Below are 24,649 nucleotides of genomic sequence, written 5' to 3'. Positions count from 1 at the left end.
TGGTTTAATTCTTTTTAAGTTTAGTTACTTTTGGCTCGTTGCCGGATGAAAAGGACACTGAAAAGCCATAAAATTATCAATGACCCGGTGTACGGGTTCATCACCATCCCAAGTGAATTGATTTTTGCCGTTATTGATCATCCCTACTTCCAGAGGTTACGCAGAATCAAACAGCTAGGTTTGACCGATATGGTTTACCCGGGGGCTTTGCATACCCGATTTCACCATGCACTCGGTGCCATGCACCTGATGAGCATCACGCTGGACCAACTGCGAAACAAAGGGATCGAAGTCTCCGAACAAGAGTATGAAGCGGCGTTGATTGCAATATTGCTTCACGACATCGGTCACGGTCCCTTCTCGCATGCCCTTGAATCGATTCTACTCAAAGGACACCACCACGAATCCCTTTCTCTTTTGTTTTTTGATAAATTAAATGAGCAATTTCACGGCCAACTTTCTCTGGCCAGAAAGATTTTTGTGGGAAGTTACGAAAGAAAATTTTTCCATCAATTGGTTTCCAGCCAACTCGACATCGATCGACTGGATTATTTGCAACGAGATTGTTTTTTTACCGGGGTTTCGGAAGGCACCATCGGTGCGGACCGGATCATTAAAATGATGACGATCGTAGACGACCGATTGGTGATCGAAGAGAAGGGCCTCTACAGCATCGAAAATTTCCTCAGTGCCCGTAGGTTGATGTATTGGCAGGTATATCTTCACAAAACGACTGTTTGCGCCGAAAAAATGCTCATCAACCTGATTCTTCGGGCAAAGGACCTGGTACATTCCGGCAGCTCCCTGACAGGGTCCACCGAATTGTTGCAATTCCTTTCGCGGGACCTTTCGGGGGAACAGCAGTCCGGTATTCCTGATTGGCTGGACGATTTTTCTCAGCTGGACGATTACGATATTTGGGGCGCGATCAAACTTTGGAAAAACAACAACGACCTTGTCTTACGAGAAATTTCCCACATGTTTCTGACGAGAAATCTTTTCAAAATTCAGCTGCATAACGATCCGTTTTCGCCGGAAGAAATCCTGCAGATGCGAGCCAAGGTACAATCCCGACTGTCACTGACCGAAGAGGAAATGACCTATTTTTTCTCCGCCGGTGAAATCAGCAATTACGGCTACCTGGCCGACGACAAAATACTAATCCTGACAAAAAAAGGAGAGGTAATGGACGTGGCGATGGCAGCAGATCTTCCAAACATCAAAGCCATGAGTAAAATTGTCAAAAAACACTATGCTTGTCATGCTAAAAATTTAACTTTACGGTAAAACAATCGAAACCTCATGGAATTTACCATCGATCAAATTGCACAACTTTTAGATGGAAATGTGGAAGGAGATGGTTCGACCAGAATCCGTCGCCTGGATAAAATACAGGAAGGGACCGCCGGAAGTATTGGTTTTCTGGCCAACCCTAAATACGAAAAATACCTTTACCTCACCCAGTGCTCGGCAATCCTTGTATCGGAAGACTTTCGGCCGCAAAAGGAGACGCAAACTACCCTTGTCCGGGTAAAGGACCCGTACGTCGGGTTTACCAAACTTCTGGAAATGCATGCGAAAATCGGTAAATCCGAACGCTCCGGTGCTGAAGATCCCTCCTACAAACACGAGAGCAGCACCATCGGTACCAACTTTTTCAGGGGAGCGTTCTCATACATCGGTAGAAATTGCCGCATCGGAGACAATGTAAAGATTTATCCGCAGGTATACATTGGGGACGAGGTCACGATCGGTGACAATTGTATCTTCCATCCCGGCGTAAAGCTCTATTCCGGAACAGTCGTCGGAAACAACTGCGAAATTCAGGCCGGTAGTGTCATCGGGTCGGATGGCTTTGGTTTTGCCCCACAGGCCGACGGTACCTATAAAAACATCCCACAAATGGGGAATGTGATTTTAGAGGATGATGTCAGTATCGGTGCCAATACCACCATTGATTGTGCCACCCTGGGCGCTACCCGAATTGGGAAAGGCGTGAAAATAGATAATCAGGTGCAGGTAGCGCATAACGTGATTTTGGGTGAAAACACGGTGATCGCGTCCCAGGCGGGTATTTCTGGCTCTTCCGTACTGGGAAAAAACTGTGTACTGGCCGGTAAAAGCGGCATCGTCGGCCACATTCAGTTGGCCGACCGTACCACCGTGGGTGCAAATACAGGCGTCATCAAATCCGTGGAAGAGCCGGGTAAAACCATTTTTGGCTATATTGGTATGGATATTAAATCCTATCTAAAATCGTATTCCATTTTCAAAAAGTTACCTTTACTTCAGGACAAATTAAGAGAGCTGGAAAAAAAACTATAAATTTGTCAGTCGTTTGGCAGGTCTCCGTTATTAGTAATCCATCTTAATGAAAGTAAAACAGCACACCATAAAAAAACAGGTAACGATTTCGGGCGTAGGTTTGCATACCGGAATTGAAGCCAATATGACATTTTTGCCAGCCAATCCGAATCATGGCTACAAGTTTCAACGAATGGATTTGGAAGGACAGCCGATCATCGATGCGGACGTAGACAACGTGGTGGATGTATCACGTGGCACTACACTGGAACAAAGTGGTGCACGGGTTTTTACCGTAGAACATGTACTGGCCGCGCTGGTCGGCATGGAGATCGACAATGTCCTCATCCAATTGAGTGGGCCCGAGCCACCCATTTTGGACGGAAGCAGCATACAATTTATCGATATTCTGGAAGATGCGGGCCTGGAAGAACAAAATGCACTTCGGAGGTTTTTCGAAGTACCGGAAAGCATCCATTACAAGGACAGTGCCCGGGAGGTAGAAATGGCAGCGCTTCCACTGGACGATTTCCGGGTCACGGTGATGGTGGATTACAACTCCCCGGTCTTGGGTAGTCAGCATGCATCGATTACCGATATCAGCCAATTCCGACAGGAAATCGCTTCTTGCCGGACTTTTTGTTTTCTTCACGAGCTGGAAATGCTTTATAACAACAACCTGATTAAAGGAGGGGACCTGAACAACGCGATTGTGGTAGTAGACCGCGTGGTAGAAGAAGCCGAATTATCCAGTCTTGCCAAAATGTTTAACAAGCAAAAGGTCGAGGTAAAAAAAGAGGGTATTCTAAATAACGTGGAACTCCGGTACAAGAACGAGCCGGCAAGACACAAACTATTGGACGTAATCGGCGATCTGGCCCTGGTGGGAAGACCCCTAAAAGCGCAGATTCTTGCTGCGCGGCCGGGCCATGCGGCAAACGTTGCTTTTGCCAAGAAAATAAAGCGGGCCATGGAAAAAGCAGGGCCCATGAATATCCCCTACTACGATCCGAAATCACCGCCAGTGCTGGATATTAACCAAATCAGCAATATATTGCCGCACAGGTATCCGTTTCAACTGGTGGATAAGATCATTTACCTGGACGATAAAGTTGTGGCTGGCGTCAAAAACGTCACCATCAACGAACCGTTTTTTATGGGCCATTTTCCAAACAATCCGGTCATGCCGGGTGTATTGCAGGTAGAGGCGATGGCACAAACAGGTGGTATTTTGGTGCTAAGTACCGTAGAAGATCCTGAAAATTATTGGACCTATTTTCTTAGTATTGAAAACTGTAAATTCAGAAAAATGGTATTGCCCGGCGACACGCTGATCTTCAAATGCGAATTACTTAATCCGATACGGCGAGGAATTGCAAAGATGAAAGGCGAAGCGTTCGTAGGAAACACCTTGGTGTGTGAAGCCGTGATGACTGCCAGTATCGTAAGAAAAGACGCATGATCAGTAAGCTATCTGAAATAAGTGAAAAGGCCCAAATAGGGGAGAACGTTTCAATAGAAGCGTTTACCTCCATTCATCCCAATGTTGAAATTGGTGAAGGAACCTGGATTGGCTCCCACGTGACCATTTATCCAGGAGCCCGAATCGGAAAAAATTGCAAAATTTTCCCAGGTGCCGTGATCGCCGCCATTCCCCAGGACCTGAAATTTAAAGGAGAGGACTCTCTCGTAGAAATAGGAGACGAAACAACCATTCGTGAATTCGTGACCATCAATAGGGGTACCGCAGACAAACAAACGACCCGTATTGGAAACCATTGCCTCCTCATGGCCTACGTACATATCGCTCATGACTGCCTCATTCACGATCGGGTCATCATTGCCAACTCTGTGCAGGTGGCCGGCCATGTCACCATTGATGACTGGGCCTTTATCGGGGGCAGTAGTGCCATCCACCAATTTGTGAAAATCGGTATGCACAGCATGGTATCGGGAGGTTCTTTGGTCCGAAAAGATGTACCCCCCTTTACCAAAGCCGCCCGAGAACCCCTGAGTTATGCCGGAGTTAATTCCCTGGGGCTGCGAAGAAGGGGCTTCGAAAGTAAAACCATTAGTGAAATTCAGGAGGTATACCGCTATTTATTTCTAAATAGCTGGAACAATAGCCGTGCACTCGAGGAGATTGAAATTAATCTACCGGCTACGAAAGAACGGGATGAGATCGTGAATTTTATCCGCTCTTCAGAACGAGGGGTGATGAAAGGATACATTCAGTAAACATGTTGACGGTCAACCTGGACCTCGGAGGAAAACGGTTTCAAAGGGAATGGATTTTTAGGCATTTGCCCTTTCGCCTTGGCAGTGGTGGAAAGATCGCTATCACCGGTGGCAACGGTTCCGGTAAATCTACCCTACTCAAATGCCTCTCCGCCCAAATGCCCCTCACCGAGGGTACCCTTCACTTTTCCTGGAACGAAAAACCCATTCCGGCAGAGGAAATTTACCAATACCTGGTCGTCAGCGCCCCCTACCTGGAGCTTCCGGAAGAATTTACCCTCCGTGAGTTCCTTCGTTTTCATTTCTCGTTCAAAAAACTGGACCCGGCGATTGGCGCCAATGAACTGGTACAACTATTGTACCTGGAAAATACAGTGGATAAACCCATTTCCCTGTTTTCCTCCGGAATGAAACAGCGGCTGAAACTGGGAATTTGCTTTTTTTCCCAGGCGCCCCTCGTCCTACTGGACGAGCCCACCTCCAACCTGGACGCCAAAGGCATAGAGTGGTATAGAAACCTGGTCTCCGATTACGGAAACAACAAATGCCTGGTCGTCGCATCCAATGACTCCAGGGAATACGATTTTTGTGAACAAATCCTCTGCCTGGAAGATTATAAAAGGTAAAGATTACTTTGATTAATTCGGGAATTGATTAATTTTACCACTTTAGGTTCGCAATATGATAGCTTTGAACAGGATAGTATGGGTACTGGTTTTTGCCGTGAGTTTGGGCGCATGCAATGGGGGAGATAATGGAGAACCAGAAAAGTCCGCCGAACAAGTTGCCATCGAAAAGCTAGCTGGCACCAGTGGTAGCGAAACCTGGACGGTGCGCAACGGCGGATCGGTATCCAAAGATGGATCCCTACAAAGCGCAGACTTCGCCGATTTTGAAATCCGGTTTATTTCGAACAATACCGGAAAAACGTACATCACCCAAAACAGCAACCTCCTTTTTGATAACAACGGCAACTGGGCCTTTGAAGGGGAAAACTTTGACAAAATCACCCTCTCTGGAATCCAACCCGCCGCGAATGAGGAAATATCCTTTACGCGAAACCAAAACCGCCTCCGATTGGAATGGACGGTTCCCGCGCCACAAAATGCCCGGGTGACAGGCCTTGCCGGCTTCTATGTGTTTGACCTTGTTTTACTCGAATAACCCCAAAAAACCCATGCACAAGTACCTGTTTCTATGCCTGTTCCTTGTTTCAACTACAGCCTTCGCCCAAAACAAAGAGGTAGCCGCAGTGGAAAAAGCAGTGGCTGACCTGATGGATGCCATGGTCGTCGGTGATGAAAACCGGCTTAAAAATCTTACCGATCCACAGTTGACCTATGGGCATTCCAACGGATTGATTGAAAATCAGGCGGAGTACATCGAAGCCATCCGCTCCGGCGTATCCAATTTTACAGAAATCAACATCGAAAACCAATCCGTTGACATCAAAGGCAACGTGGCGCTGGTTCGGCATTTTTTGATCGGACAGACGCACAACCGTGACAGTGATCCCGCACCGGTAAACCTGGGAGTCCTCACCGTGTGGCACAAAAAAGGAAAAAACTGGCGCCTGTTGGCCCGTCAGGCTTTCAAACGCTAGCATGATTTACGCTGCAGCAGGATAATCCCAACCCCCTCCCGGTAAGCATGCTGATCCGATGACAGGATGTCAGCAGCCGTTTTTCGAACGATGTGTCGGGTGATCGCTCTTGGAATGCTGTCACCTTTTCCCTGAATGGCCTTGCGTTCGTTCCCGCCCGGTAGCTATCCTGCGCCTATACAGCTGTCGAGAAAAGATGATCCCGCAAGGACCGCATACACACATTTTTTTGGCTTGGTGCGGTAGTCAAAGCGATGCAGACAAGGCCGTATACCCCCTGCGCTGGCTGATCAAACCCTAAGCCGTACAACTTGCTAAGTGATCGGGAGGCCTATGTACGTGGTATCAGCGGTAAACCCGGCCAACTACTACGCGATCATCTCCAATTTTTTGCATTTCGAATGCATTCTTCTGGCTTTCAGCCGATTAACCTTTACGCAACGATCGGGCACATTGACGAATCCATCGGGTAGCTTCACGAATTTTTGAGGGTTTTACTGGTTAGAAAAAGGCATCTTGTAAAGAGGTTAGCAATAGGCCATTGATACATTGATACCTGTCAATAGGGTCGGAAATGAGTTCGTAAGAGGAAAAAACGATTGGCAAAACCTTTCTGCAGCTATACATGCTGCGTTTTACTAAGTCTGCCTGAACACCTCGGTATCGTTCACCGATACCTTACGACACTTTTTTCTGACGACTCTTTTGAGAGTAGCTAATTCATGTTGAGCGAATGGACCATCTCTGGTATTAATCGAATATAATAACTAAACAAATATACGCCAAATCTAGGGAATTGTTTCCCATACCTGGTAAAGCTCACAGTAAAAAACACGAACTATGAAACCAAAATTACTAACAATCGCCTGGTTATGCTTCGTAGCCTCCTCCCTATACGGGCAGGAAGTGATCTTCGAGGACAATTTTGAAACGGGAACATTTGGCGCCCAATGGACCGCCCGACCCAACATAGATGGAGGGCAAAATGGCATCGCAGAGATTTTTACGAATAGCGATGGTAGTTCCTATGTGCGCTTGGGCAAATCGTCCGACGCGGGCGGATTCACCACCAATGCCCTTGATTTAAACCTGGATTTAGCCGGACAAACGGATGTAGAGCTTCTTTTTGCGATATATAATTATTATGACGAAACCCAGGACGAGGATGGCCTCTACATGAGTGACGATGGAGGAAGTACCTTCACCAAAGTTTTTGACTTTATGCCCGGTTCTTGGTGTGATTTGGCTTGGGGTAGCTTTCCTCCCTTAAGCATCAGCAAACTGGCCGCCGATCACGGCCTCAACTTGAATGATCAGTTTGTGATCCGGTTTCAACAATACGATAATGCCAATTTTGGTACATTTGGTGATGAAGACGGCTTTTATCTGGATGACGTAGTCGTGCGCAGCTCGCCCGACGTGCACGTGCAATTACCCGTGGACGATGATTTTGACGACGGAGTTATTCCCAACCATTGGCGGGCGGCACTTGCGGATCAGACCACGGACGACCCCAACTCCATTACGCCCATACGAGTGCAGCGACTTCAATCAAATACCAACCGAACAAATTATTACCTGCAAATGGGCGGAACCTGTGACGGTGAGTTTTATACCAATGCCTACGATTTACTTTTGGACTTAGCAGGAGAAACCGAGGTGGAAATGTGGTTCGATATCTACGATTTTTCTGATGAAAATCATGCCAACGATGGCCTCTTCTTTAGTGATGATGGAGGGGATACTTTTGTCAAGGTGTTTTCGTTTAACCCGGAACAATGGTGTAACGAATGGGGTAGCTATGCGCCATTCGATGTCGATAAACTGGCCAGAGAAAACGGGCTTACCTTGAGCAGTCAGTTTGTAATCCGCTTTCAACAATACGACAACGCTGATTTTGGTACATTTGGCGATGAAGATGGAATCCGATTGGACAACGTACGGGTCCGGGTACCGCCCATCAGCCATGCCAGCCTACCTTTTGAGGATGATTTCAATACGGGTATGATGAAAACTGCCTGGAGTTGGGCACAGGCTACCGAATCGACATCCGATACCACCACCATTATTCCATCCGGCTATTTCGCATTGAATTCCGATGCCAATCAGACCAATTACTGGGTAGAGATGGGACAAGAATGCGATGGCTCATTTGCGACCAATGCACTCGATTTGCATTTGGACCTATCCGGTAAGTCTCAGGTGGCTCTAACCTTTGACGTAAACGACCGTTGGGATGAAAGCCAACCCCTTATGGAGGGGCTCTACTTTAGCGATAATGGCGGAGCAAGCTTCCAACAAGTGTATGCCTTCGAACCAGAAAACTGGTGCGACAATACCTGGTCAAACTTTGCACCATTTGACGTAGACGCATTGGCTGCCGCGGCAGGCCTTTCCCTGACGGATCAATTCATTATTCGCTTTCAACAATACGATAACGCCGATTTTAGTTCATCTGGCGATGAAGATGGAATCAGAATCGATAATGTAAAGGTGTATGAACCTCAACCTACCTATGTCACGGCTCCATTTTCCGAATCATTCGACGACTTTGACCTGCCTGGTGCGTTTCAATGGGCGCAGCCGGTCACGACCATACGGGAGGACCTGCGCGTAGAACCCTCTTTATTTGATGTTCGGGCAGATGCGAATCGAACGAATTATTACCTGGTACTGGGAAACAGTTGCGACGGTATATTTACCACCTCAGCTTTGGATCTGCACCTGGATGCCTCCCTGGGCACGCAATTGATACTTTCCTACGATATTTGGGACAGAGGAGAAGAATTTACTCCTGAAATGGATGCTATTTTCTTCAGTAATGACGGTGGGGAAACCTTTACTAAAGTAATCGATTGGGATTTCACTGAGATTCCCAATGCACAATGGATTTCCCGGGAACTCAACATTACCGACCTGGCAAACAATGCCAGCCTGGCACTGACCAACACTTTCGTTGTCCGTTTTCAGCGGTACGATGATTCAGATTTTAGCACATCTGGGGATGAAGATGGAATTTACCTTGATAATTTTAACTTTGAAGCATCCAATACGGCACCGGTTGTGGCCAATGCCCTACAGGATAGCACCATCCTGACGAGCGAGGCGTTTACCTTCACGTTTCCGGAAAACACTTTTTCGGATGCGGACGGCAATGACCTTAGCTATACTTCGACGTTGGAAGACGGGACGGCCCTGCCCTCCTGGCTGACCTTTGATGCCGAAGAACGTACGTTTAGCGGGACACCGGTGGGCAGTGACGTAGGCAGCATCAGTATCAAAGTGACTGCGGATGACGGAAACGGAGGCACCGCAGATGCTACCTTCGTACTTACGGTAAATACCGAGCCCGTTTTGACCAATGCCATTTCCGACCAGGAAGGTACGGAGGGAGAACCGTTCACCTTCACCTTCCCCGATGACACCTTTTCCGATGCCGACGGCGATGATCTCAGCTATACCGCCAGGCTGGACGATGGCTCTACGCTTCCTTCCTGGCTCACCTTTACCGGTACCTCCCGTACCTTTAGCGGCACGCCGGACGGTGGAGATGTGGGAACGATTACTGTAAAGGTCATTGCCAACGATGGTAAAGGGGCCACGGCGGAGGACAGTTTTACCATAAGCATAAATGCCAAACCGTCCCTGGCCAATCCGATCGCTGACCAGAATGCATTGGTGGACGAAGCCTTTGGCCTTACGTTCCCTGCTAACACCTTTGCAGATGCCGATGGTGACGAACTCACGTATACGGCCACGTTAGCCGATGACTCCGCCTTGCCTGCCTGGTTGGCATTCGATGGCGCCACACGCAGCTTCAGCGGTACAGCTACAAGCTCGGATGTAGGTAGCATTACCGTTAAAGTAACTGCCGCGGACGGCAAGGGCGCGACGGCGGAGGATCGCTTTGTACTGACCATCAATACCGCTCCCGTTTTGGTCAATGCACTTTCGGATCAGCGTGCTACCGAAAATGAACCGTTCACCTTTGTGGTGCCCGCTACCACCTTCAGCGACGCGGATGGCGATGCGCTTACCTACACGGTCACCCTGGAAGATGGTACCGCGCTTCCCGCATGGCTCACATTCGATACGGGCAGCCTTACGTTCAGCGGTACGCCGGGAACGAGCGATTTGGGCTTGATCGGTATCACAATTATTGTAGACGACGGTAAGGGAGCCACGGCGGAAGATAGTTTCGACATTACTGTAAGGGTACCGATGCCCTCCTTGAGTGATTTCTCTCCCAAACGGGGCTGGGTGGGCGACATCCTTACCCTGACCGGTGAAAAGCTGGATTTAGTAACGGCTATTTCCCTAAACGGTACGGCAGCAGATTTTACCCTGGTTGATGCAAACACCATAGAGGTCGTGGTACCCGATGGTACAACGACCGGCAGCATCATCTTGACCTATGCCGGGGGGCAGGTGGAAAGCACTACCAACTTTACCATGGATATCGTGACCTCCCTTCGCGAGAATCGGGAACGAAGTTTCTCCGTGTATCCCAATCCAGGTCCCGGGATCTTTATCGTAGAAACGAACTACCACGAAAGTCAGGACATCAGCTACGAGGTATACAGTCTATCGGGTACGACCGTAGCCAAAGGGCTTGTCACGAGTGCTATCACTGAAATAGATCTTCGAAATTACCCGAATGGAACCTATTTAATCGTACTACTAAGCGATCAGGGAAGGTCCGTTACCAGAGTCATCAAAAAGTAGCGTCAATGAAGTAGCCTGTACTTCTGAACCAGAGTCGGAAGTACAGGCTCTGGTAAACGCCTATAAACAGTCAAAAAACCCGGGGAAAAACCACTTCCTGCGATTTCCCGGGTTTTTATAAAAATTATATAGTTGATCTTAAAACTTTCTAAAATAAATCAGACATATGGTTGCTTTAACACGAATACTCCTTATGCTATTCCTCGCTGTCAATTTGGCTGGATGTGAAGAAGACGAACCTCAGCCCACCCCCCCTGAACCAAGCCCAGAGGAATTGGCTATAGAAGCGCTAACAGGAACAACCTGGGTGGTGCGAAACGGCGGGTCGGTAACGAAGGACGGTACGAATGAGACCGATGACTACATCGATTTTGAAATCACATTTACTTCCAGTGGCAGCAGCAAGACCTACAGGACACAGGGTAGCAACCTGCTCTTCGATGCCAGCGGTAATTGGTCCTTCGCCGGAGGGAACTTTGATAAAATTGAACTGACCGGGGTTCAGCCGGCCGCGAACAAGGAAATATCCTTTACGCAAGAAGATAACACTCTCCGGCTGCAATGGACCGTTCCGGCACCTTCAAACGCACGGATATCTGCCCTGGCGGGTTCGTATGTATTTGCGCTGGTTCGGCTTGAGTAGCATTCCGATAACCCGTGTCTCAAACACCGATTTTATTCCATCTGCTGTGGGTTTCCCCTAATCCAGGGGAACCGCGGCGGTGGAAAAAGTGGTTTTGACCCGATGAAGCACCCAAGGCAATGATTGCCGGTGATTGCACGAGCAAGCGTACAAGCCGTAAGGCTGCTACGATTTAAGTTGAACCAGCGTAATCCCGGAGCCGCCCCGGTCGGCATGTTCGTCTGAGAACCCGGCAACGGCAGCCATTTTGCTGATGAAGTTTCGGGTGAGTCCACGCAGGATGCCATCACCTTTTCCGTGAATGATCTTGAGGTCGTTCATGCCCAGCATGTATCCCTCATCGATGAAGTTCTGTATCAAGGGAAGGACTTCCTCCCCTCTTTTTCCGCGGATATCCAGATTGGGGGAAAAATTCACCATTTTGGACTGGGTGTCGTAGCTGATTCGTCGCTCGATCGCTTTTTTCTCCTTTTTTAGGGAGGTATTGGAAATTTTCTCCAGCCGGTTTAGTTTCACGTTTGACTTGAGATCCCCGATCAGAATGCTCACTTGCTTGCCCTTGATTTCAAGCACTTCTGCCAGGGCTCCGTTGTCTTTGACGCGCACCTGATCACCCGGACTGATTTCACCCTCCACGATACGAATGGTCTTGGGCGGTGCGCTTTGTTGCTTCTCGGGTTTTATCGCCGCTTTGTGGGCATCCAACTCTTTTCTTGCTTCCCGGGTGGCACGTTTGTCCGCCTGCGTTTCCTTAATGGAACGGATCGTGTGTTCGATTTTTTTGTTGGCTTCCTCCAGGAGAACGTTGGCCTGAGCTTTGGCTTCGTTTAGAATGGCTTTTCTTTGTTCGTCCAGGGTGGTCTTCAGCGAATTGTATTCCTGCAGGCGCTGATTCAGCAAGCGGTCTTTTCGCTCGATTTCGGAAAGCAGGCTTTCGTATTTGTTTTTTTCACTTTCTACTTTAAGCAGCAACTTGTCGTACTTGACGCGGGTTTCGCCCACCTGCGCTTTAGCATGCAGAATGATTTCCTTTGCGATCCCGATTTTTCCAGCGATCTCAAAGGCAAAGGAGCTCCCGGGCTTTCCGATTTCCAGCTCGTATAAGGGCTCCAACTTGTCCACATCGTAGCGCATGGCTCCATTGACCATCCCTGGACTTTTGGATGCCAGTTGCTTCAGGTTTCCGTAATGGGTGGTGACGATTCCATAGGCCCCGGATTTATTCAATGCCGTCAAAATGGCTTCCGCAATGGCACCGCCAAATTGGGGTTCGGTACCGGTACCAAATTCGTCGATAAAAAAAAGCGTCTTCTTGCTTGCATGGAGCGTGAAATGCTTCATGTTCATCAAGTGGGAACTATAGGTACTCAGGTCGTTTTCGATGTTCTGCTCGTCGCCTATATCGATAAAAAATTGATCAAACACCGCGCAAGTGGAATTCGGCTCCATGGGAACCAAGAGGCCACATTGGTACATGTACTGGACCAGTGCCACGGTTTTCAGGGTGACGGATTTTCCTCCGGCATTGGGTCCGGAGATCACGAGTAGCCGGTGATTGGGATCAAGGGAAAGGCTGACCGGGACAATTGCTTTCCGTTGCTGACGCAGCGCCATTTCCAGCAGCGGATGTCGGGCTTTTTGCCAGGACATCTCCCGTACCCGGGCCATTTCGGGATTTACCCCATTGATTTTAAGCGCGAATTTCGCTTTGGCCCGGATAAAATCCACCATCCCTAAAAAATAAAAAGCCCGACGCAACACCGGAATGTATCCCCGCAATTCGTCCGTAAGTCTGGTCAGGATCTTTTGCACTTCCCGGCGTTCCATGTACTCCAGGTCTTTGATCTCGTTGTTGATATCCAGGACTTCCGCGGGCTCGAGGTAAACCGTCTGCCCAGTGGCTGATTCATCGTGGATGAATCCTTTGATTCGCTTTTTGTACTCCGCCAAAACCGGAATCACCATTCGTCCTCCCCGGATGGTAACCGAGGCATCTTCCGGAGTAAACCCCTGGGCTTTGACCGAACGGTAGATTTGTTCCAGTACTTTGCGGATGCGGCTCTCTTCGTAAGCCAATTGGGTCCGGATTAAGTTTAACTCTTGAGAAGCATTGTTCTTCACTTTCCCTTTGTCGTCAAGCACCCGTCCGATGCTACTCTCCAGCGGTAAGTCCGCTTCCACCATCCCCAGCAATTGGTGCAATTGGGGATACTCCTCTTCAAACCGATAGAAGAATGCCACGCATCCCGAAAGGGTTTGTAGCCCCAGCCGAATTTCGTGGAACTCGTCTTCAAAAAGAAATGTACCTTCGATTTTTGCCTTGTCCAGGTAGGGGTAAATATTGATAAAATTCGAAGAAGGGAAGGATTCGCCAGAAACAAGGATCTGACGGAATTCATCCGTTTGTGCCAGCAATTTGGTGAGTAGCGTCCGATCCCTGGAAAAAGACACTTTCTTGACAAAATCCGCTCCCAGCGTACTTGTGCACTCTTCCCTGATCAATTCTTTGATTTTGTCAAAATCGATCTTCTCTTCCAGATTTGTTGGATACAATTTCATTGATTATCGGGTGATTTTTTCTTTCGACGTCAACGAATCAATCGTGCGTTCGTAGAGGTATTCCATTTTGGCTGCATCCAATAGGTAATATTCCAAACTCTTTTCGTAAACGCTGTCAGCAATGCCATGTTTTTCAAAAATTTGCTTTTCCAGAATCGGATAAAGCACTTTGGAGGAATCATAGGGGATGGACAAGGACTGAACAAAGCCCTCTGCAAGGTGAATCTCCACCAGGATTTCTACCATGGTGTCTTCCGACAAAAGACCTTCGGGCTTTTCATCCCGACTGCAGGAAACCATCACCAAAAAGAGTGCAACTACTCGACGCATAATTTTCACAGGACAAAATTACCCATTTCCTTTTACAATTGGCAATAAGTAAGGGCGAAGTCGTTTTATTATTCACGGGAGACTGCTAAATTAGGCTTTTCATTGTAGCCGAAAAATGAACCAACTGATAAAAAAACTAAGAAGGTATGAAATCATCCTGAGAAAGGTGGCCAATAGTCACCTTCAGGGCGACCACCATTCCATCTTCAAGGGTGCCGGTCTGGAGTTCGATGACTTGCGTCCCTACCAGTATGGGGACGATATCCGAACCATTGAGTGGAAAGTCTCCGCCAAAGGACACGGCACGTTTGTGAAAACCTTCAAGGAAGACAAAGACCAATCGGTCTACTTTTTACTTGATGTCAGTGGCTCTCAGGATATCGGGAGTAAAGAACGGAAAAAAATAGACCTGGGCCGAGAAATCGCCGGCGTGTTAACACTGGCGGCCATTCACGAGGGCTCGCAAACGGGTCTGATCAGTTACTCGGATACCAAAGAAAAAATCATTCTTCCCGGAAAAGGAAGCCGGCAAGCCGTTAAAATCATTAAGGGTATTTTTTCGGAAGAAAAAAAATCCCAACGAACCGATCTCAACGGGATGTTTTCCTTTTGCCTGAACCTAATTAAGAAAAGGAGTATTCTCATCGTTATTTCGGATTTTATCGATACGGAATACGAACGCCCGCTCAAAGCGCTGGCAACCAAACACGACCTGATCGTATTACAGCTAACGGACCCCATTGAATCGGCGCTCCCCTCGCTGGGCATCATTCCTGTGTATGACAAGGAAGGTGGGAAGACTACCTGGGTAAATACGGCTTTTGGTGGCTTTTCCCGCAAGATTTCTTCATCCTTTGGCACCGAAAGACAACATCTCAAGGAATTTTGTAAAAAAAACCAGATCAATTACCTACAGATAGACACCCGGCAGGACATCGTTCTCCCGCTAATGGAATTATTTAAGTTGCGAAATAAAACCATGAAACGTGGATAGAATAGGGAAGCTAGTAGTAGGCGCATGGATAGGGTTTCTCGCATTGCAACCAAGCCCCTCGAAAGGTCAGGAGGTGGTGGTGGAAGGACACTTTTTACAGGACTCCGCCCGGTTGGGTGAACGGGTTGGCTATGTACTTAAAGCGCACTACCCTAGCGAGCTACCGGTTCTTTTTCCAGACTCTACCTATCGGTTTGGAGATTTCGAATACCTGGGCAAGCAAACGTTTACTTCTGCCACTTCGGATGGCCATACATTGGACAGCGCGGTTTACTGGCTATCCAACTTTTCGTTAGACTCGGTTCAAAACTACCGCGTTCCCGTGTTTGAAATCCTGCGGTACGATAGCATCCATCATTTGCCCGAACCTGCCAGGTTACATTTGGTGTTGACCATCGATGAAATCCCGGAGGAACTCGCTTTCCGGCAAAACGACAGCTACCAATACGTCCCTCCTTCCTTTAATTACCCGTACTTGATCGGCGGTCTGCTGGCCCTGATCATTCTTCTGATGGGTAGTTTCTATTTCTTCAGCGACGGCATAAAAAAACGCTGGCAGGTTCACCGGGAAAAAAGAAAATTCAAACGATTCGTAGCGGACTGGGAATTGTCGATGAAACAGCTGGTAGACAATCCTCAAATACAGGAGGCAGACGAGTTGCTAGGCCTTTGGAAGAGTTACCTGGAAGTACTCACCGGCCTTCCTTTTAAAGAATGGACCGCCACCGAAACGGCCGCATTCCTTGATCGGCCGGAAGTAGTGAATGATTTTAGGAAGATCGAGCTGATCATCTATGCCAATCGGGTAGACAACAATATCCGGGAGGCATGCGAAAATCTGCTTCAAATTTCAAGAAATCAATTGGAAGAAAAAATTGAAAAAATTCGCCATCATGAATGATACCTCTTCCTATATCTCCTGGAGCTGGTTTACACCCGAAACCCTACAATCCTTCGAATGGGAAAACTTTTTCCTGCTCCATTTGATTTGGGTGATTCCGCTGTTCTTCCTGATTCGAAAGTTTATCAAATTTCTGAAAAAACCGGTTTTGGAGCTGTCGCTTCCCCGCATGGCCACCAGGAAAAATCCCTGGACTTACTTGCGACTGATTCCCTCGCTTTTTTTCCTTTTGGCCATGTGGATGGTGGTCATTGCCTTGGCAAGACCTCAGCGAACCAATGAAAAGGTGGAACAATACACCGAAGGTATCGATATCATGTTGGTAATGGACATTTCAGAATCCATGGATTTGCAGGACTTCAATCCCAATCGGTTGGAAGCGGCTAAGGAAACAGCCATTGATTTTATCAATGGGCGAATAGCGGATCGGATTGGAATGGTGATTTTCTCGGGAGAAGCGTTTTCATTAGCTCCGCTTACCACGGACTATGAACTATTGACAGACCTCGTAAGCAGCATCACCTTCAATATGATGGATGCCAAGGGTACTGCTATCGGAAGTGCCGTCTCCACCGCGACCAACCGAATGCGTGAATCGGAGGCCAAATCAAAGGTGATGGTGTTGCTCAGCGATGGGGATAATAATGCCGGAAACGTGGATCCGGTTTTTGCTGCCCAGCTGGCCGAAGCCATGGACATAAAAATCTACACCATCGCGGTCGGGAAAGACGGAATGGTGCCCTATGGTACCGATTTCTTTGGCAGACCGCAAATGATTGAAAGTTACCTGAACGAGGAAACCCTGCGCAACATCGCCAGGATCACCGAAGGGGAGTTTTTCAGAGCTTCCGATGACGGTGCGCTCGAAAACATTTTTTCCAGAATTGACGAATTGGAAAAAGCGGAAATCATCGAATCCCGGTACAAGGAAACCATGGACTATTACAGGCCTTACCTATTTTGGGGAGTCGTATTCTTTTTCGCCTGGATGGCCTTAAAAAGCTCTTTTTTCAATAATTTTCTACTGGATTAATCCTGGCTCACGTATACAACCCCGAACCTTCTGGTCCGGGGCCTTTCTGCTTCTGTAAATATCTACCGCTTCAACTCATCTCCCATCCCGGTCTCACCGGCTCGGTGATATAAGCATCTGCTGCATCCAACCCTTTTGCCTTCAGGTTTTGGGAATCCCAGTAAATTTTTTGCCCCCTCATTCGCAGGGAAAGCACACCCAAAAGGGTGATCTCGGTGAGATGAGCACCGTACTCGAAATTCGCACTGGCGGCGGGACCACCTTTGATGGCATCAACCCAATCCCGGAAATGACCCTTCGAACGAGGAATGACTTCTTTAGGCTGCTTCATAGTTGCTGCCAGACTTTCCGGAAAAACATGCGGTACACGATCGCCCCCATTGACGATAATCCCTTTATCCCCCACAAACAAGGTGCCTCTGGAAGGCCACTGGTAGCCTGCTGGTAGGGAGGGATGAAGCGGAGGTTTTACGCCTCCTGAATACCAGGTGAGGTCAATCGGTTTACCGGTATTGTTTTCGGGAAAATGGTAGTACCCGATTTCGCCGTAGGGAGCGATGTGTTCATTGCTAAAGCCTGCCGGAAAAACTTCAATGGTTTCCGGGTACCCCAGTTCGAAGGCCCAGGTAGCCGCGTCCATGTCGTGACAGCCAAAGTCCCCAAGTGCTCCACACCCAAAATCCCAAAAGTCACGCCAGGTGACCGGGGAATACCATTCGTGATACGGTCTGTTTGCCGAAGGGCCCAGCCACAAGTCCCAATCCAGGCCATGTGGTTTGGTCGTACCCGATTCCGGCAAGCCCCTGAGTTCCGGAATCCAACGGGAAGCTGGTACCCAGGAATGGGTTTCCCTGACTTCTCCGATTACACCGGCACGCAAATACTCTACGGTCTGTCGGATCCCGTCGGTGCTGTGGCCTACATTGCCCATTTGCGTGGCTAGCCCAGTTTCCTTCGTCAGTTGCTTGATCATCCGTGCCTCCCAAATATTATGTGTCAACGGCTTTTCGCAATAAACATGTTTGCCGGATTTCATGGATGCATAGGTAACAACGGCATGGGTATTGTCCGGCGTAGAACAGCATATGGCATCCAGGCCTTTCTCTTTCTCCAGCATTTCCCGGAAATCCAGGTATTCATTGAGTTTGAAATTTTCCGTTTTGTCCTCGTAGTGTCCTTCTATCAGGCGCTTTACGGGCCCCCTTCCTGCGATGGAGCGGTAGTAAAAATTGGCCAAATCCCAATACTCTCCAGGATCGGCTATCGCAGTAATCTGTACATCATCCAATTTCATCAGGTCCTGGGCATTCTGCCGCCCTTTTCCTCCGACTCCCACCATGCCCACGTTCACCTTATCGCTAGGTGCCACGAAGCCTTGCCCGCCAAGTACAAATCGGGGCACAATAAAAAACCCGGCTGCAGACAGGGAAGCTGCTTTTACAAAATGTCTTCGGGAGTCGTTGGATGCTTTTTTATTTGGTTGTTCCTGCATAAGTACCTCTTTATTTATCGATTAAAGTTAAAAAAACAATTCTTATTCTCCCCACCCAGGGCGAAATTCCATTCAGATTTTTAACTACTACCGGCTGCCGGTATTAGATCCGGTAAAGCTTTTCGGCATTTTCGTGATACAATTTCTTTTTCTCCGGTGTCGACAGTGTCTTTGATAGCGAAAAGAATGCCGTAGTCCAATCGAGCAGTGACCCCGCCCGCAGGACCACCGGCCAATCCCCTCCGTAAAGCACCCGATCCGGACCAAAAACATTGAGTACCGTGTCGAAATAGGGCTCAAGATGGGCTACTTCCCATGCCCGGGCAGCTTTGGTAATCATTCCTGATATTTTGCAATGCACCTGCTGTATGGATGCAAAAGGAGCTAATTCATCTGCCCAGGTCTTCCAATCCTGGTTAGCGATATCCGGGTTGGCCAGGTGATCCAGCACAAACTCCTGCCCTGGAAATTTACGCACCATATCTATGACTTCCGCAAGTTGTCCGGGACCCACATTCAGTTCGCAAACCCATCGAAACTTCCCCATCAAGCCAATTCCTTGCAGGTATCCGGAATGACCGGGCATAAAGTTTTTGCGAATTCCCCTGACAATTTCCCTTTCCGCCATTTCTTCCATGGCCGCTTGCCCCGCAAGACCTCTCTCTAGCGGAAAATAGGCCACCATACCGGCCATGCCAGAATCCCCTCCTGCCTGGCCCTGTACCCAGTCCACCTCCCTTAGGTACTGCTCCGGACTCCGACCACATTCGACAAAGATCATTTTTGACACGGGATGCTTTTCCGTGGCTTTTTGGTAGTCCTGCAGGGAATAATTTCTTTCCAGCGGCAGTCCTCTTCCCTGCAACCAGGGATAATCCATTTCATTCAGATCCCAAAGGTGAAGGTGTGTATCGACCAGGGGAATGTCCGAAAAAGACAACTCCTTTCCATCAAGCGAAAAAAGGGGCTGCGTCCCGAACGCCCAGGCGCCGGAAGCCAGCCCTTTTTTTAAAAACGATCGCCTATTCATCGACAAAAAACACCATTAAACAGGAATGGTGGGCGTACCCAACCTTGCGATAGAGGTATCGATTTCTTCCTGACTTAATTCGTGTTGCTTTATTTTCCCGGAGAAATAATCGTCATAGGCCTTCATGTCAAAATTCCCATGCCCGCATAAGTTGAATAAGATGGTCTTTGATTCACCCGTTTCTTTACACAGGTTGGCCTCCCTGATCGCAGTAGCAATCCCGTGGTTGGCTTCAGGCGCCGGAATGATACCTTCGGAGCGCGCAAACAGTACTCCTGCTTCGAAGATCTCCAGGTTATCGTGGGCCTGTGCCTCGATCAGTTGGTCCTTAAGCAATTGACTCACGATGACTCCTGCACCGTGATACCGAAGCCCACCGGCATGGATCGGAGCCGGGATAAAATCGTGTCCAAGGGTATACATGGGCAATAAGGGCGTCATCCCAGCTGTATCGCCAAAATCGTATCGGAAAACTCCCCGCGTCAATTTTGGACAGGAAGAAGGCTCACTGGCAATGCATCGAATCCCCCTGCCTTCTTCCATGTTCAACCGAAGGAAGGGGAAAGACAAACCGGCAAAATTCGACCCACCACCAAAGGGCGCGATCACAATATCCGGCAGGTCGCTTCCGGCTTTTTCCAGCTGTTTAATGGCCTCCAGTCCGATGATGGTCTGGTGCAACTTCACGTGATTGAGTACACTTCCCAATGCATACTTGGTGTCGTCCCGGGTGGCGGCCATTTCTACCGCCTCGGAGATGGCAATACCCAGACTTCCCGGAGAATCGGGATATTCCGCGAGGATTTTTCTGCCCGCCTCGGTTCGGTCCGAAGGAGACGGGTAGACGTTTGCTCCCCAGGTATTCATCATCATTTTACGGTAGGGCTTATCGTTGTAAGACAACTTCACCATATACACATCGCATTCAATCCCAAAGTGCTGACAAGCAAAACTCAAGGCACTTCCCCACTGTCCCGCGCCGGTCTCGGTAGTTATTCTCTTGATTCCCTCCTGTTTGTTGTAATATGCCTGCGGTATTGCGGTATTGGGTTTGTGGGAACCGGAGGGACTCACTCCTTCGTATTTGTAATAGATTTTCGCAGGTGTATCCAAGGCCTTTTCGAGTCCGTACGCCCGATACAAGGGTGTAGGCCGCCAAATGGAATACATATTCCGCACCTCGTCGGGAATGGGCACCCATTTATCCGTGGTCACCTCCTGTTTGATGAGCGCCTCCGGAAACAAAGGGGCCAGAGCGTCGGGGCCAATGGGTTCCAATGTGCCCGGGTGAAGTGGCGGCAATGGCTTGTTGGGCATGTCGGCAATGATGTTGTACCAGTTTTCCGGGATTTCCCTTTCTTCTAAGTTAATTTTTCTGATTTTCATTAAAAGGTCATTATGAGTTAATTATTTATTTTGGTTCGATAAACTTTTTACCGGCTTGTTTTCCAGTGTACGAGTGAGCAAATAGCCCTCTACCCCCTGATTGTTGATGCCCACAAGCAACACTTTCAGGTAGCTCAGGTCGATCAACTGCAGGGATTTCACGTCACCGGAAAACCGCAATCCGGAATCCGAAGATTCCTGGAAAGTAAACCCACCGGCTCCGTCTCCTTCGTAGAGTTGGCCAAAATTAGCATCCATCACGCCCAATCGCAGCCGGGTTGTGTTTTGATTCCCTCCCAAAATGAAATCCAAGTGTCCGTCCTCATTGTAATCAAGGACCTGAATGGCATAAACCGGAGCGTATTGGGCCTGTAGGGGGAGTTCCTGCACCGCGAAGGACCCGTTTCTGTTTTCCAGATAGACGGACCTCATCTCGTTGATTTCCAAGGTTCCTGCTAACCGAAGCTGTTCGGCCGTGAAGATATCCTCCAATTTGGCTTCCGCATACGACGCGTAGTCGGTAAATTTACTACGCATGCCGTAAAGCTGATCCAGTAATTCGTCCCGGCTCATAAAGGGGTAGGCTTCCCCCATTACGGTATAAATCAACACGGGGTCTACCGATCCGTTGCCATCAAAATCCGCATACACCAGCCGCAGGGGTTGCTCTTTGGTTGCCTTCAACTGGCTGTTGAGTCCAAAATTTCCAACGATAAAATCCATATCTCCATCTCCATCAAAATCCCCGGCCTCCAGGGCCGACCACATGCCGCTCAGGGGTTGCTCAAAATATTCGTTTGTTTTGTTCACAAATCCCGCACCTTCTTGATTGAGGTAAACCTGAATGGCCATCCAATCTCCCACCAAAAGCAAGTCATCCCAACCGTCTCCGTTCAGGTCCAGCACCTCGGCGTCAGTGACCATTCCAAAGTCTTTGAATTCCGACACCAGTCGGATCGTCTCGTCATCAAAATTCCCCTGACCGTCGTTGACGAGCAGATAAGAGGAGGCAGCTTTTGGATACTGTCCGGGTATCACCCTGCCGCCGACAAAAAGGTCTAAATCCCCGTCTTTGTCGAAATCAATGGCCTTTACAACCGATCCACTCGGCGCAAATTTCGGGAGCGCGGTCTCAGCCTTTTTGAAATTTCCACCTCCCTGGTTCATGTACAGGCGATCTTGCAATTCCGGGGAGTCCCGCTCAAAATCGTGGTACCCCCCACTCACGAGGTACAGGTCCAGCCACCCGTCACCATTGGCATCAAAAAACAGGGCATCCGCGTCCGCACTTCCGGCATCTTTCGATAGATCCAGGCCTTGTGATTCCAGAAATCTACCCGTTGAAACCTGAAAATAGAGTTTTCCTGGATTTCCCTCGGCTCCTCCTACAAATACATCGGTAAACCCGTTATTATTTACATCCCCTACGGCCAACACAGGCCCCATCGGTGAAAGCATGTGGCTCAGCAAGGGTTGTCGCTTAAAGTCATTGTGCCCAGGTTCCTCGTGCTCGTAGGGAACGGGCGATACTATGGCGCTAAAAACGGGATCCACTGTGTCCGGGGGCACCCGTTCTTCTTGAAAAGCATTTTTTTCTTCCAAAACGAGCCGTTGGTTTACGGCGATATTTCGAAGCCATTGTGCCGCTCCTCCGGGCCAGACGACCCGAAGCGAATCGACGGTTTCTACCGAGCCCAGACCAAAATGAAGGCGGTGGCTGACAGAAGACTGAAATCCCCGGGTGGGCTGCTGCTCCAGCAGTTGTTGTCCCCGATCCGTATAGAGGGTTAGTTTAGCTCCGATACCTGAAGTATTGGGTCGCTCGCCCCGCAGCTCCACCTGCAGAAAATTTCCTGCTTCAGGAGAAGACGCTGATTTGTTCCTGAAAACACCTGCCGTTTCGTTAAGGTGATTGACCACCAGGTCAAGGTGCCCGTCATTATCCAGGTCGGCATAAGCCGCCCCGTTGGAAAATACCGGGGTTTCGAATCCCCATTCGGCAGAAACATTTAGAAATTCCGATCCATTTTGATTTTTGTAGATATAATCGTGAACGGGGGTAGAACTCATGCTGGTAACCAGGTGAAGGGTATCCGCTTCCTCCTTCGCCCGGGCCTTACTGAAATAATAATCGCCTTTGTATTTGAGAAAATCCCTGTTGGTATAATCCCTGAAGTAGCCATTACTGACAAAAAGGTCCTTCCACCCATCGTTGTCAAAATCAGCAAAAAAGGCCGCCCAACTCCAATCGGTGTTGGAAATTCCGGCAAGCTGTCCAATTTCGCTGAAAAGACCTACCCCCTGATTGAGGTGCAACATGTTCCGCATGTTTTGGTGATAAAAGCCCTCCATGACCATTAGGGCGTATTGCTCGTAATTCTCCGGTCCATACAGCAACTTTTGCCGTTTATTGTCTTCGGGTAGCATGTCGAGGGTAAAGAGATCGGGCAAACCGTCGTTGTTTACATCGCTGATGTCCGAACCCATGGAGAAATAAGAAATGTGCTGCAAAAAGTCCGTAAGCCTCTCCGAAAAAGTACCGTCTCCGTTGTTAATGTACAAATAATCCGGTTCGATGTAATCGTTGGAAATGTAGATATCCGGATACCCGTTTCCAGTAATGTCGGATACAGCCACTCCCAGGCCAAACCCCATGGAGTTGCCGGTGATTCCGGCTTGCTCGCTTACGTCGGTAAATATCCCGCCATCGTTTCGAAACAGTTTATCTCCGGCATTGGGATTCCTGTCTTTCCGCTTTGCCGCAAAATCAATTTCATTGATCACCTGGGTATTGTGATTCAGCAGGTACATGTCCAGATCCCCATCCAAATCAAAATCAAAAAACAACGCTTGTATGCTGTTTGCAGCGTCTGCAAGGCCGTACTGCTCCGCCTTTTCCAGAAAGGTCCCGTCCTGCTGGTTAATGAAGAGTTGATTTTTACGGGATGCAACGGGCCCTTTTCCCGAATAGCAAACATAAATATCCAGGTATCCGTCCCCATTAATATCTACCATGCTCGTACCCGTGGTCCAGGCATCCCGCCCGGCAACGCCCGCTGATTTGGTTAGGTCTTTAAACTTGAACCCCCCTTCATTCAGGTACAAACGGTTGGAAGTCATATTACCTGTAAAAAAAATATCCTCCAGACCGTCGTTATTAATGTCACCAATCGCTACCCCTCCTCCGTTGTAAAAATATTCGTAGGTGAGAATGTTGGAGGAGCGGTCTTCGCTTAGCCGGTTTTCAAACTTTATTCCGGTCTTTCGAGCCGGTAATTTTTCAAACCCCTGTGCAAGAAGCCCAAACCCTGGAAATACTGCAATAAGCAGCATCCCAACCATATCGCGAAAATAATTTTTCATTTTTTTGTCCATCCCTTCTGCTAGCTACCCAATAAATTTAATCCATGG

Annotated in this window: 18 protein-coding genes; 12 read left to right on the top strand and 6 right to left on the bottom strand. The window is 48.6% G+C overall.

Features of this window, described 5'->3' with window-relative positions; genetic code table 11:
• Positions 1 to 45 precede the first annotated feature (45 nt).
• The 9 genes from ABWH99_RS05880 to ABWH99_RS05840 all read left to right on the top strand — a co-directional run bounded on the left by ABWH99_RS05880 (position 46) and on the right by ABWH99_RS05840 (position 11,513).
• Positions 46 to 1,287 carry an HD domain-containing protein gene (locus ABWH99_RS05880; protein ID WP_375585364.1) on the top strand — a complete coding sequence of 414 codons (1,242 nt, stop codon included), beginning with the start codon at positions 46 to 48 and terminating at the stop codon, positions 1,285 to 1,287.
• Positions 1,288 to 1,302: 15 nt separating this feature from the next.
• On the top strand, positions 1,303 to 2,325 hold the full coding sequence (lpxD, locus tag ABWH99_RS05875; protein ID WP_375585363.1) for a UDP-3-O-(3-hydroxymyristoyl)glucosamine N-acyltransferase: 1,023 nt from the start codon (positions 1,303 to 1,305) through the stop codon (positions 2,323 to 2,325).
• A gap of 46 nt (positions 2,326 to 2,371) precedes the next feature.
• Positions 2,372 to 3,766: a bifunctional UDP-3-O-[3-hydroxymyristoyl] N-acetylglucosamine deacetylase/3-hydroxyacyl-ACP dehydratase gene (locus tag ABWH99_RS05870; RefSeq protein WP_375585362.1), complete on the top strand. Its 1,395-nt coding sequence runs from the start codon at positions 2,372 to 2,374 to the stop codon at positions 3,764 to 3,766.
• Positions 3,763 to 4,542, top strand: a complete 780-nt coding sequence (gene lpxA, locus ABWH99_RS05865; protein ID WP_375585361.1) for an acyl-ACP--UDP-N-acetylglucosamine O-acyltransferase — start codon at positions 3,763 to 3,765, stop codon at positions 4,540 to 4,542. The genes ABWH99_RS05870 and lpxA overlap by 4 nt, the downstream gene beginning before the upstream one ends.
• Positions 4,543 to 4,544: 2 nt before the next feature.
• Positions 4,545 to 5,168 (top strand): ATP-binding cassette domain-containing protein, encoded by a 624-nt coding sequence (locus ABWH99_RS05860; RefSeq protein ID WP_375585360.1) that lies wholly within the window; start codon positions 4,545 to 4,547, stop codon positions 5,166 to 5,168.
• A gap of 64 nt (positions 5,169 to 5,232) precedes the next feature.
• On the top strand, positions 5,233 to 5,706 hold the full coding sequence (locus ABWH99_RS05855; RefSeq protein ID WP_375585359.1) for a hypothetical protein: 474 nt from the start codon (positions 5,233 to 5,235) through the stop codon (positions 5,704 to 5,706).
• A 13-nt stretch (positions 5,707 to 5,719) separates the two neighbouring features.
• Positions 5,720 to 6,145 carry a nuclear transport factor 2 family protein gene (locus ABWH99_RS05850; protein WP_375585358.1) on the top strand — a complete coding sequence of 142 codons (426 nt, stop codon included), beginning with the start codon at positions 5,720 to 5,722 and terminating at the stop codon, positions 6,143 to 6,145.
• An 840-nt stretch (positions 6,146 to 6,985) separates the two neighbouring features.
• On the top strand, positions 6,986 to 10,870 hold the full coding sequence (locus ABWH99_RS05845) for a putative Ig domain-containing protein (RefSeq protein WP_375585357.1): 3,885 nt from the start codon (positions 6,986 to 6,988) through the stop codon (positions 10,868 to 10,870).
• Positions 10,871 to 11,063: 193 nt separating this feature from the next.
• Positions 11,064 to 11,513: a hypothetical protein gene (locus ABWH99_RS05840; protein ID WP_375585356.1), complete on the top strand. Its 450-nt coding sequence runs from the start codon at positions 11,064 to 11,066 to the stop codon at positions 11,511 to 11,513.
• Positions 11,514 to 11,678: 165 nt separating this feature from the next.
• Here the strand turns inward: ABWH99_RS05840 and ABWH99_RS05835 are convergent, their stop codons facing one another.
• Together ABWH99_RS05835 and ABWH99_RS05830 are read right to left on the bottom strand one after the other, a co-directional pair.
• Positions 11,679 to 14,072, bottom strand: coding sequence for an endonuclease MutS2 (locus ABWH99_RS05835; RefSeq protein WP_375585355.1), 2,394 nt, complete (start codon positions 14,070 to 14,072; stop codon positions 11,679 to 11,681).
• Positions 14,073 to 14,075: 3 nt separating this feature from the next.
• Positions 14,076 to 14,402: a DUF4296 domain-containing protein gene (locus ABWH99_RS05830; RefSeq protein ID WP_375585354.1), complete on the bottom strand. Its 327-nt coding sequence runs from the start codon at positions 14,400 to 14,402 to the stop codon at positions 14,076 to 14,078.
• 115 nt (positions 14,403 to 14,517) lie between these two features.
• Here ABWH99_RS05830 and ABWH99_RS05825 point away from each other — a divergent pair, with 115 nt between their 5' ends.
• The 3 genes from ABWH99_RS05825 to ABWH99_RS05815 are packed head-to-tail and all read left to right on the top strand — an operon-like array spanning position 14,518 to position 17,330.
• Positions 14,518 to 15,396: a DUF58 domain-containing protein gene (locus ABWH99_RS05825; RefSeq protein WP_375585353.1), complete on the top strand. Its 879-nt coding sequence runs from the start codon at positions 14,518 to 14,520 to the stop codon at positions 15,394 to 15,396.
• Positions 15,389 to 16,297, top strand: coding sequence for a hypothetical protein (locus ABWH99_RS05820; RefSeq protein WP_375585352.1), 909 nt, complete (start codon positions 15,389 to 15,391; stop codon positions 16,295 to 16,297). The genes ABWH99_RS05825 and ABWH99_RS05820 overlap by 8 nt, the downstream gene beginning before the upstream one ends.
• Positions 16,290 to 17,330 (top strand): VWA domain-containing protein, encoded by a 1,041-nt coding sequence (locus tag ABWH99_RS05815; RefSeq protein ID WP_375585351.1) that lies wholly within the window; start codon positions 16,290 to 16,292, stop codon positions 17,328 to 17,330. Before ABWH99_RS05820 ends, ABWH99_RS05815 begins: the two co-directional genes overlap by 8 nt.
• Positions 17,331 to 17,400: 70 nt before the next feature.
• Here ABWH99_RS05815 and ABWH99_RS05810 read toward each other — a convergent pair whose 3' ends face one another.
• From ABWH99_RS05810 to ABWH99_RS05795, 4 genes are all read right to left on the bottom strand, one after another.
• Positions 17,401 to 18,822, bottom strand: a complete 1,422-nt coding sequence (locus ABWH99_RS05810) for a Gfo/Idh/MocA family protein (RefSeq protein ID WP_375585350.1) — start codon at positions 18,820 to 18,822, stop codon at positions 17,401 to 17,403.
• A 103-nt stretch (positions 18,823 to 18,925) separates the two neighbouring features.
• A complete protein-coding gene (locus tag ABWH99_RS05805) occupies positions 18,926 to 19,852 on the bottom strand; it encodes an amidohydrolase family protein (protein ID WP_375585349.1) in 927 nt (308 codons plus the stop codon).
• 15 nt (positions 19,853 to 19,867) lie between these two features.
• Positions 19,868 to 21,238, bottom strand: coding sequence for a TrpB-like pyridoxal phosphate-dependent enzyme (locus tag ABWH99_RS05800; protein ID WP_375585348.1), 1,371 nt, complete (start codon positions 21,236 to 21,238; stop codon positions 19,868 to 19,870).
• Positions 21,239 to 21,259: 21 nt separating this feature from the next.
• Positions 21,260 to 24,601, bottom strand: coding sequence for a VCBS repeat-containing protein (locus tag ABWH99_RS05795; RefSeq protein WP_375585347.1), 3,342 nt, complete (start codon positions 24,599 to 24,601; stop codon positions 21,260 to 21,262).
• Positions 24,602 to 24,649: the final 48 nt, after the last annotated feature.

The organism is Cyclobacterium xiamenense, assembly GCF_042140265.1.
GTDB classification, from domain to species: Bacteria; Bacteroidota; Bacteroidia; order Cytophagales; family Cyclobacteriaceae; genus Cyclobacterium; species Cyclobacterium xiamenense_A.
Note: the sequence above shows the minus strand (reverse complement) of the source record. Positions and strands in the feature narration are given on the sequence as shown.

Bases quoted from the DNA above. Each gene is read 5' to 3' on its own strand.
- ABWH99_RS05880 (WP_375585364.1), top strand. From the start codon at position 46: ATGAAAAGGACACTGAAAAGCCATAAAATTATCAATGACCCGGTGTAC.
- lpxD (WP_375585363.1), top strand. From the start codon at position 1,303: ATGGAATTTACCATCGATCAAATTGCACAACTTTTAGATGGAAATGTG.
- ABWH99_RS05870 (WP_375585362.1), top strand. From the start codon at position 2,372: ATGAAAGTAAAACAGCACACCATAAAAAAACAGGTAACGATTTCGGGC.
- lpxA (WP_375585361.1), top strand. From the start codon at position 3,763: ATGATCAGTAAGCTATCTGAAATAAGTGAAAAGGCCCAAATAGGGGAG.
- ABWH99_RS05860 (WP_375585360.1), top strand. From the start codon at position 4,545: ATGTTGACGGTCAACCTGGACCTCGGAGGAAAACGGTTTCAAAGGGAA.
- ABWH99_RS05850 (WP_375585358.1), top strand. From the start codon at position 5,720: ATGCACAAGTACCTGTTTCTATGCCTGTTCCTTGTTTCAACTACAGCC.
- ABWH99_RS05845 (WP_375585357.1), top strand. From the start codon at position 6,986: ATGAAACCAAAATTACTAACAATCGCCTGGTTATGCTTCGTAGCCTCC.
- ABWH99_RS05840 (WP_375585356.1), top strand. From the start codon at position 11,064: ATGCTATTCCTCGCTGTCAATTTGGCTGGATGTGAAGAAGACGAACCT.
- ABWH99_RS05835 (WP_375585355.1), bottom strand. From the start codon at position 14,072: ATGAAATTGTATCCAACAAATCTGGAAGAGAAGATCGATTTTGACAAA.
- ABWH99_RS05830 (WP_375585354.1), bottom strand. From the start codon at position 14,402: ATGCGTCGAGTAGTTGCACTCTTTTTGGTGATGGTTTCCTGCAGTCGG.
- ABWH99_RS05825 (WP_375585353.1), top strand. From the start codon at position 14,518: ATGAACCAACTGATAAAAAAACTAAGAAGGTATGAAATCATCCTGAGA.
- ABWH99_RS05815 (WP_375585351.1), top strand. From the start codon at position 16,290: ATGAATGATACCTCTTCCTATATCTCCTGGAGCTGGTTTACACCCGAA.
- ABWH99_RS05810 (WP_375585350.1), bottom strand. From the start codon at position 18,822: ATGCAGGAACAACCAAATAAAAAAGCATCCAACGACTCCCGAAGACAT.
- ABWH99_RS05805 (WP_375585349.1), bottom strand. From the start codon at position 19,852: ATGAATAGGCGATCGTTTTTAAAAAAAGGGCTGGCTTCCGGCGCCTGG.
- ABWH99_RS05800 (WP_375585348.1), bottom strand. From the start codon at position 21,238: ATGAAAATCAGAAAAATTAACTTAGAAGAAAGGGAAATCCCGGAAAAC.
- ABWH99_RS05795 (WP_375585347.1), bottom strand. From the start codon at position 24,601: ATGAAAAATTATTTTCGCGATATGGTTGGGATGCTGCTTATTGCAGTA.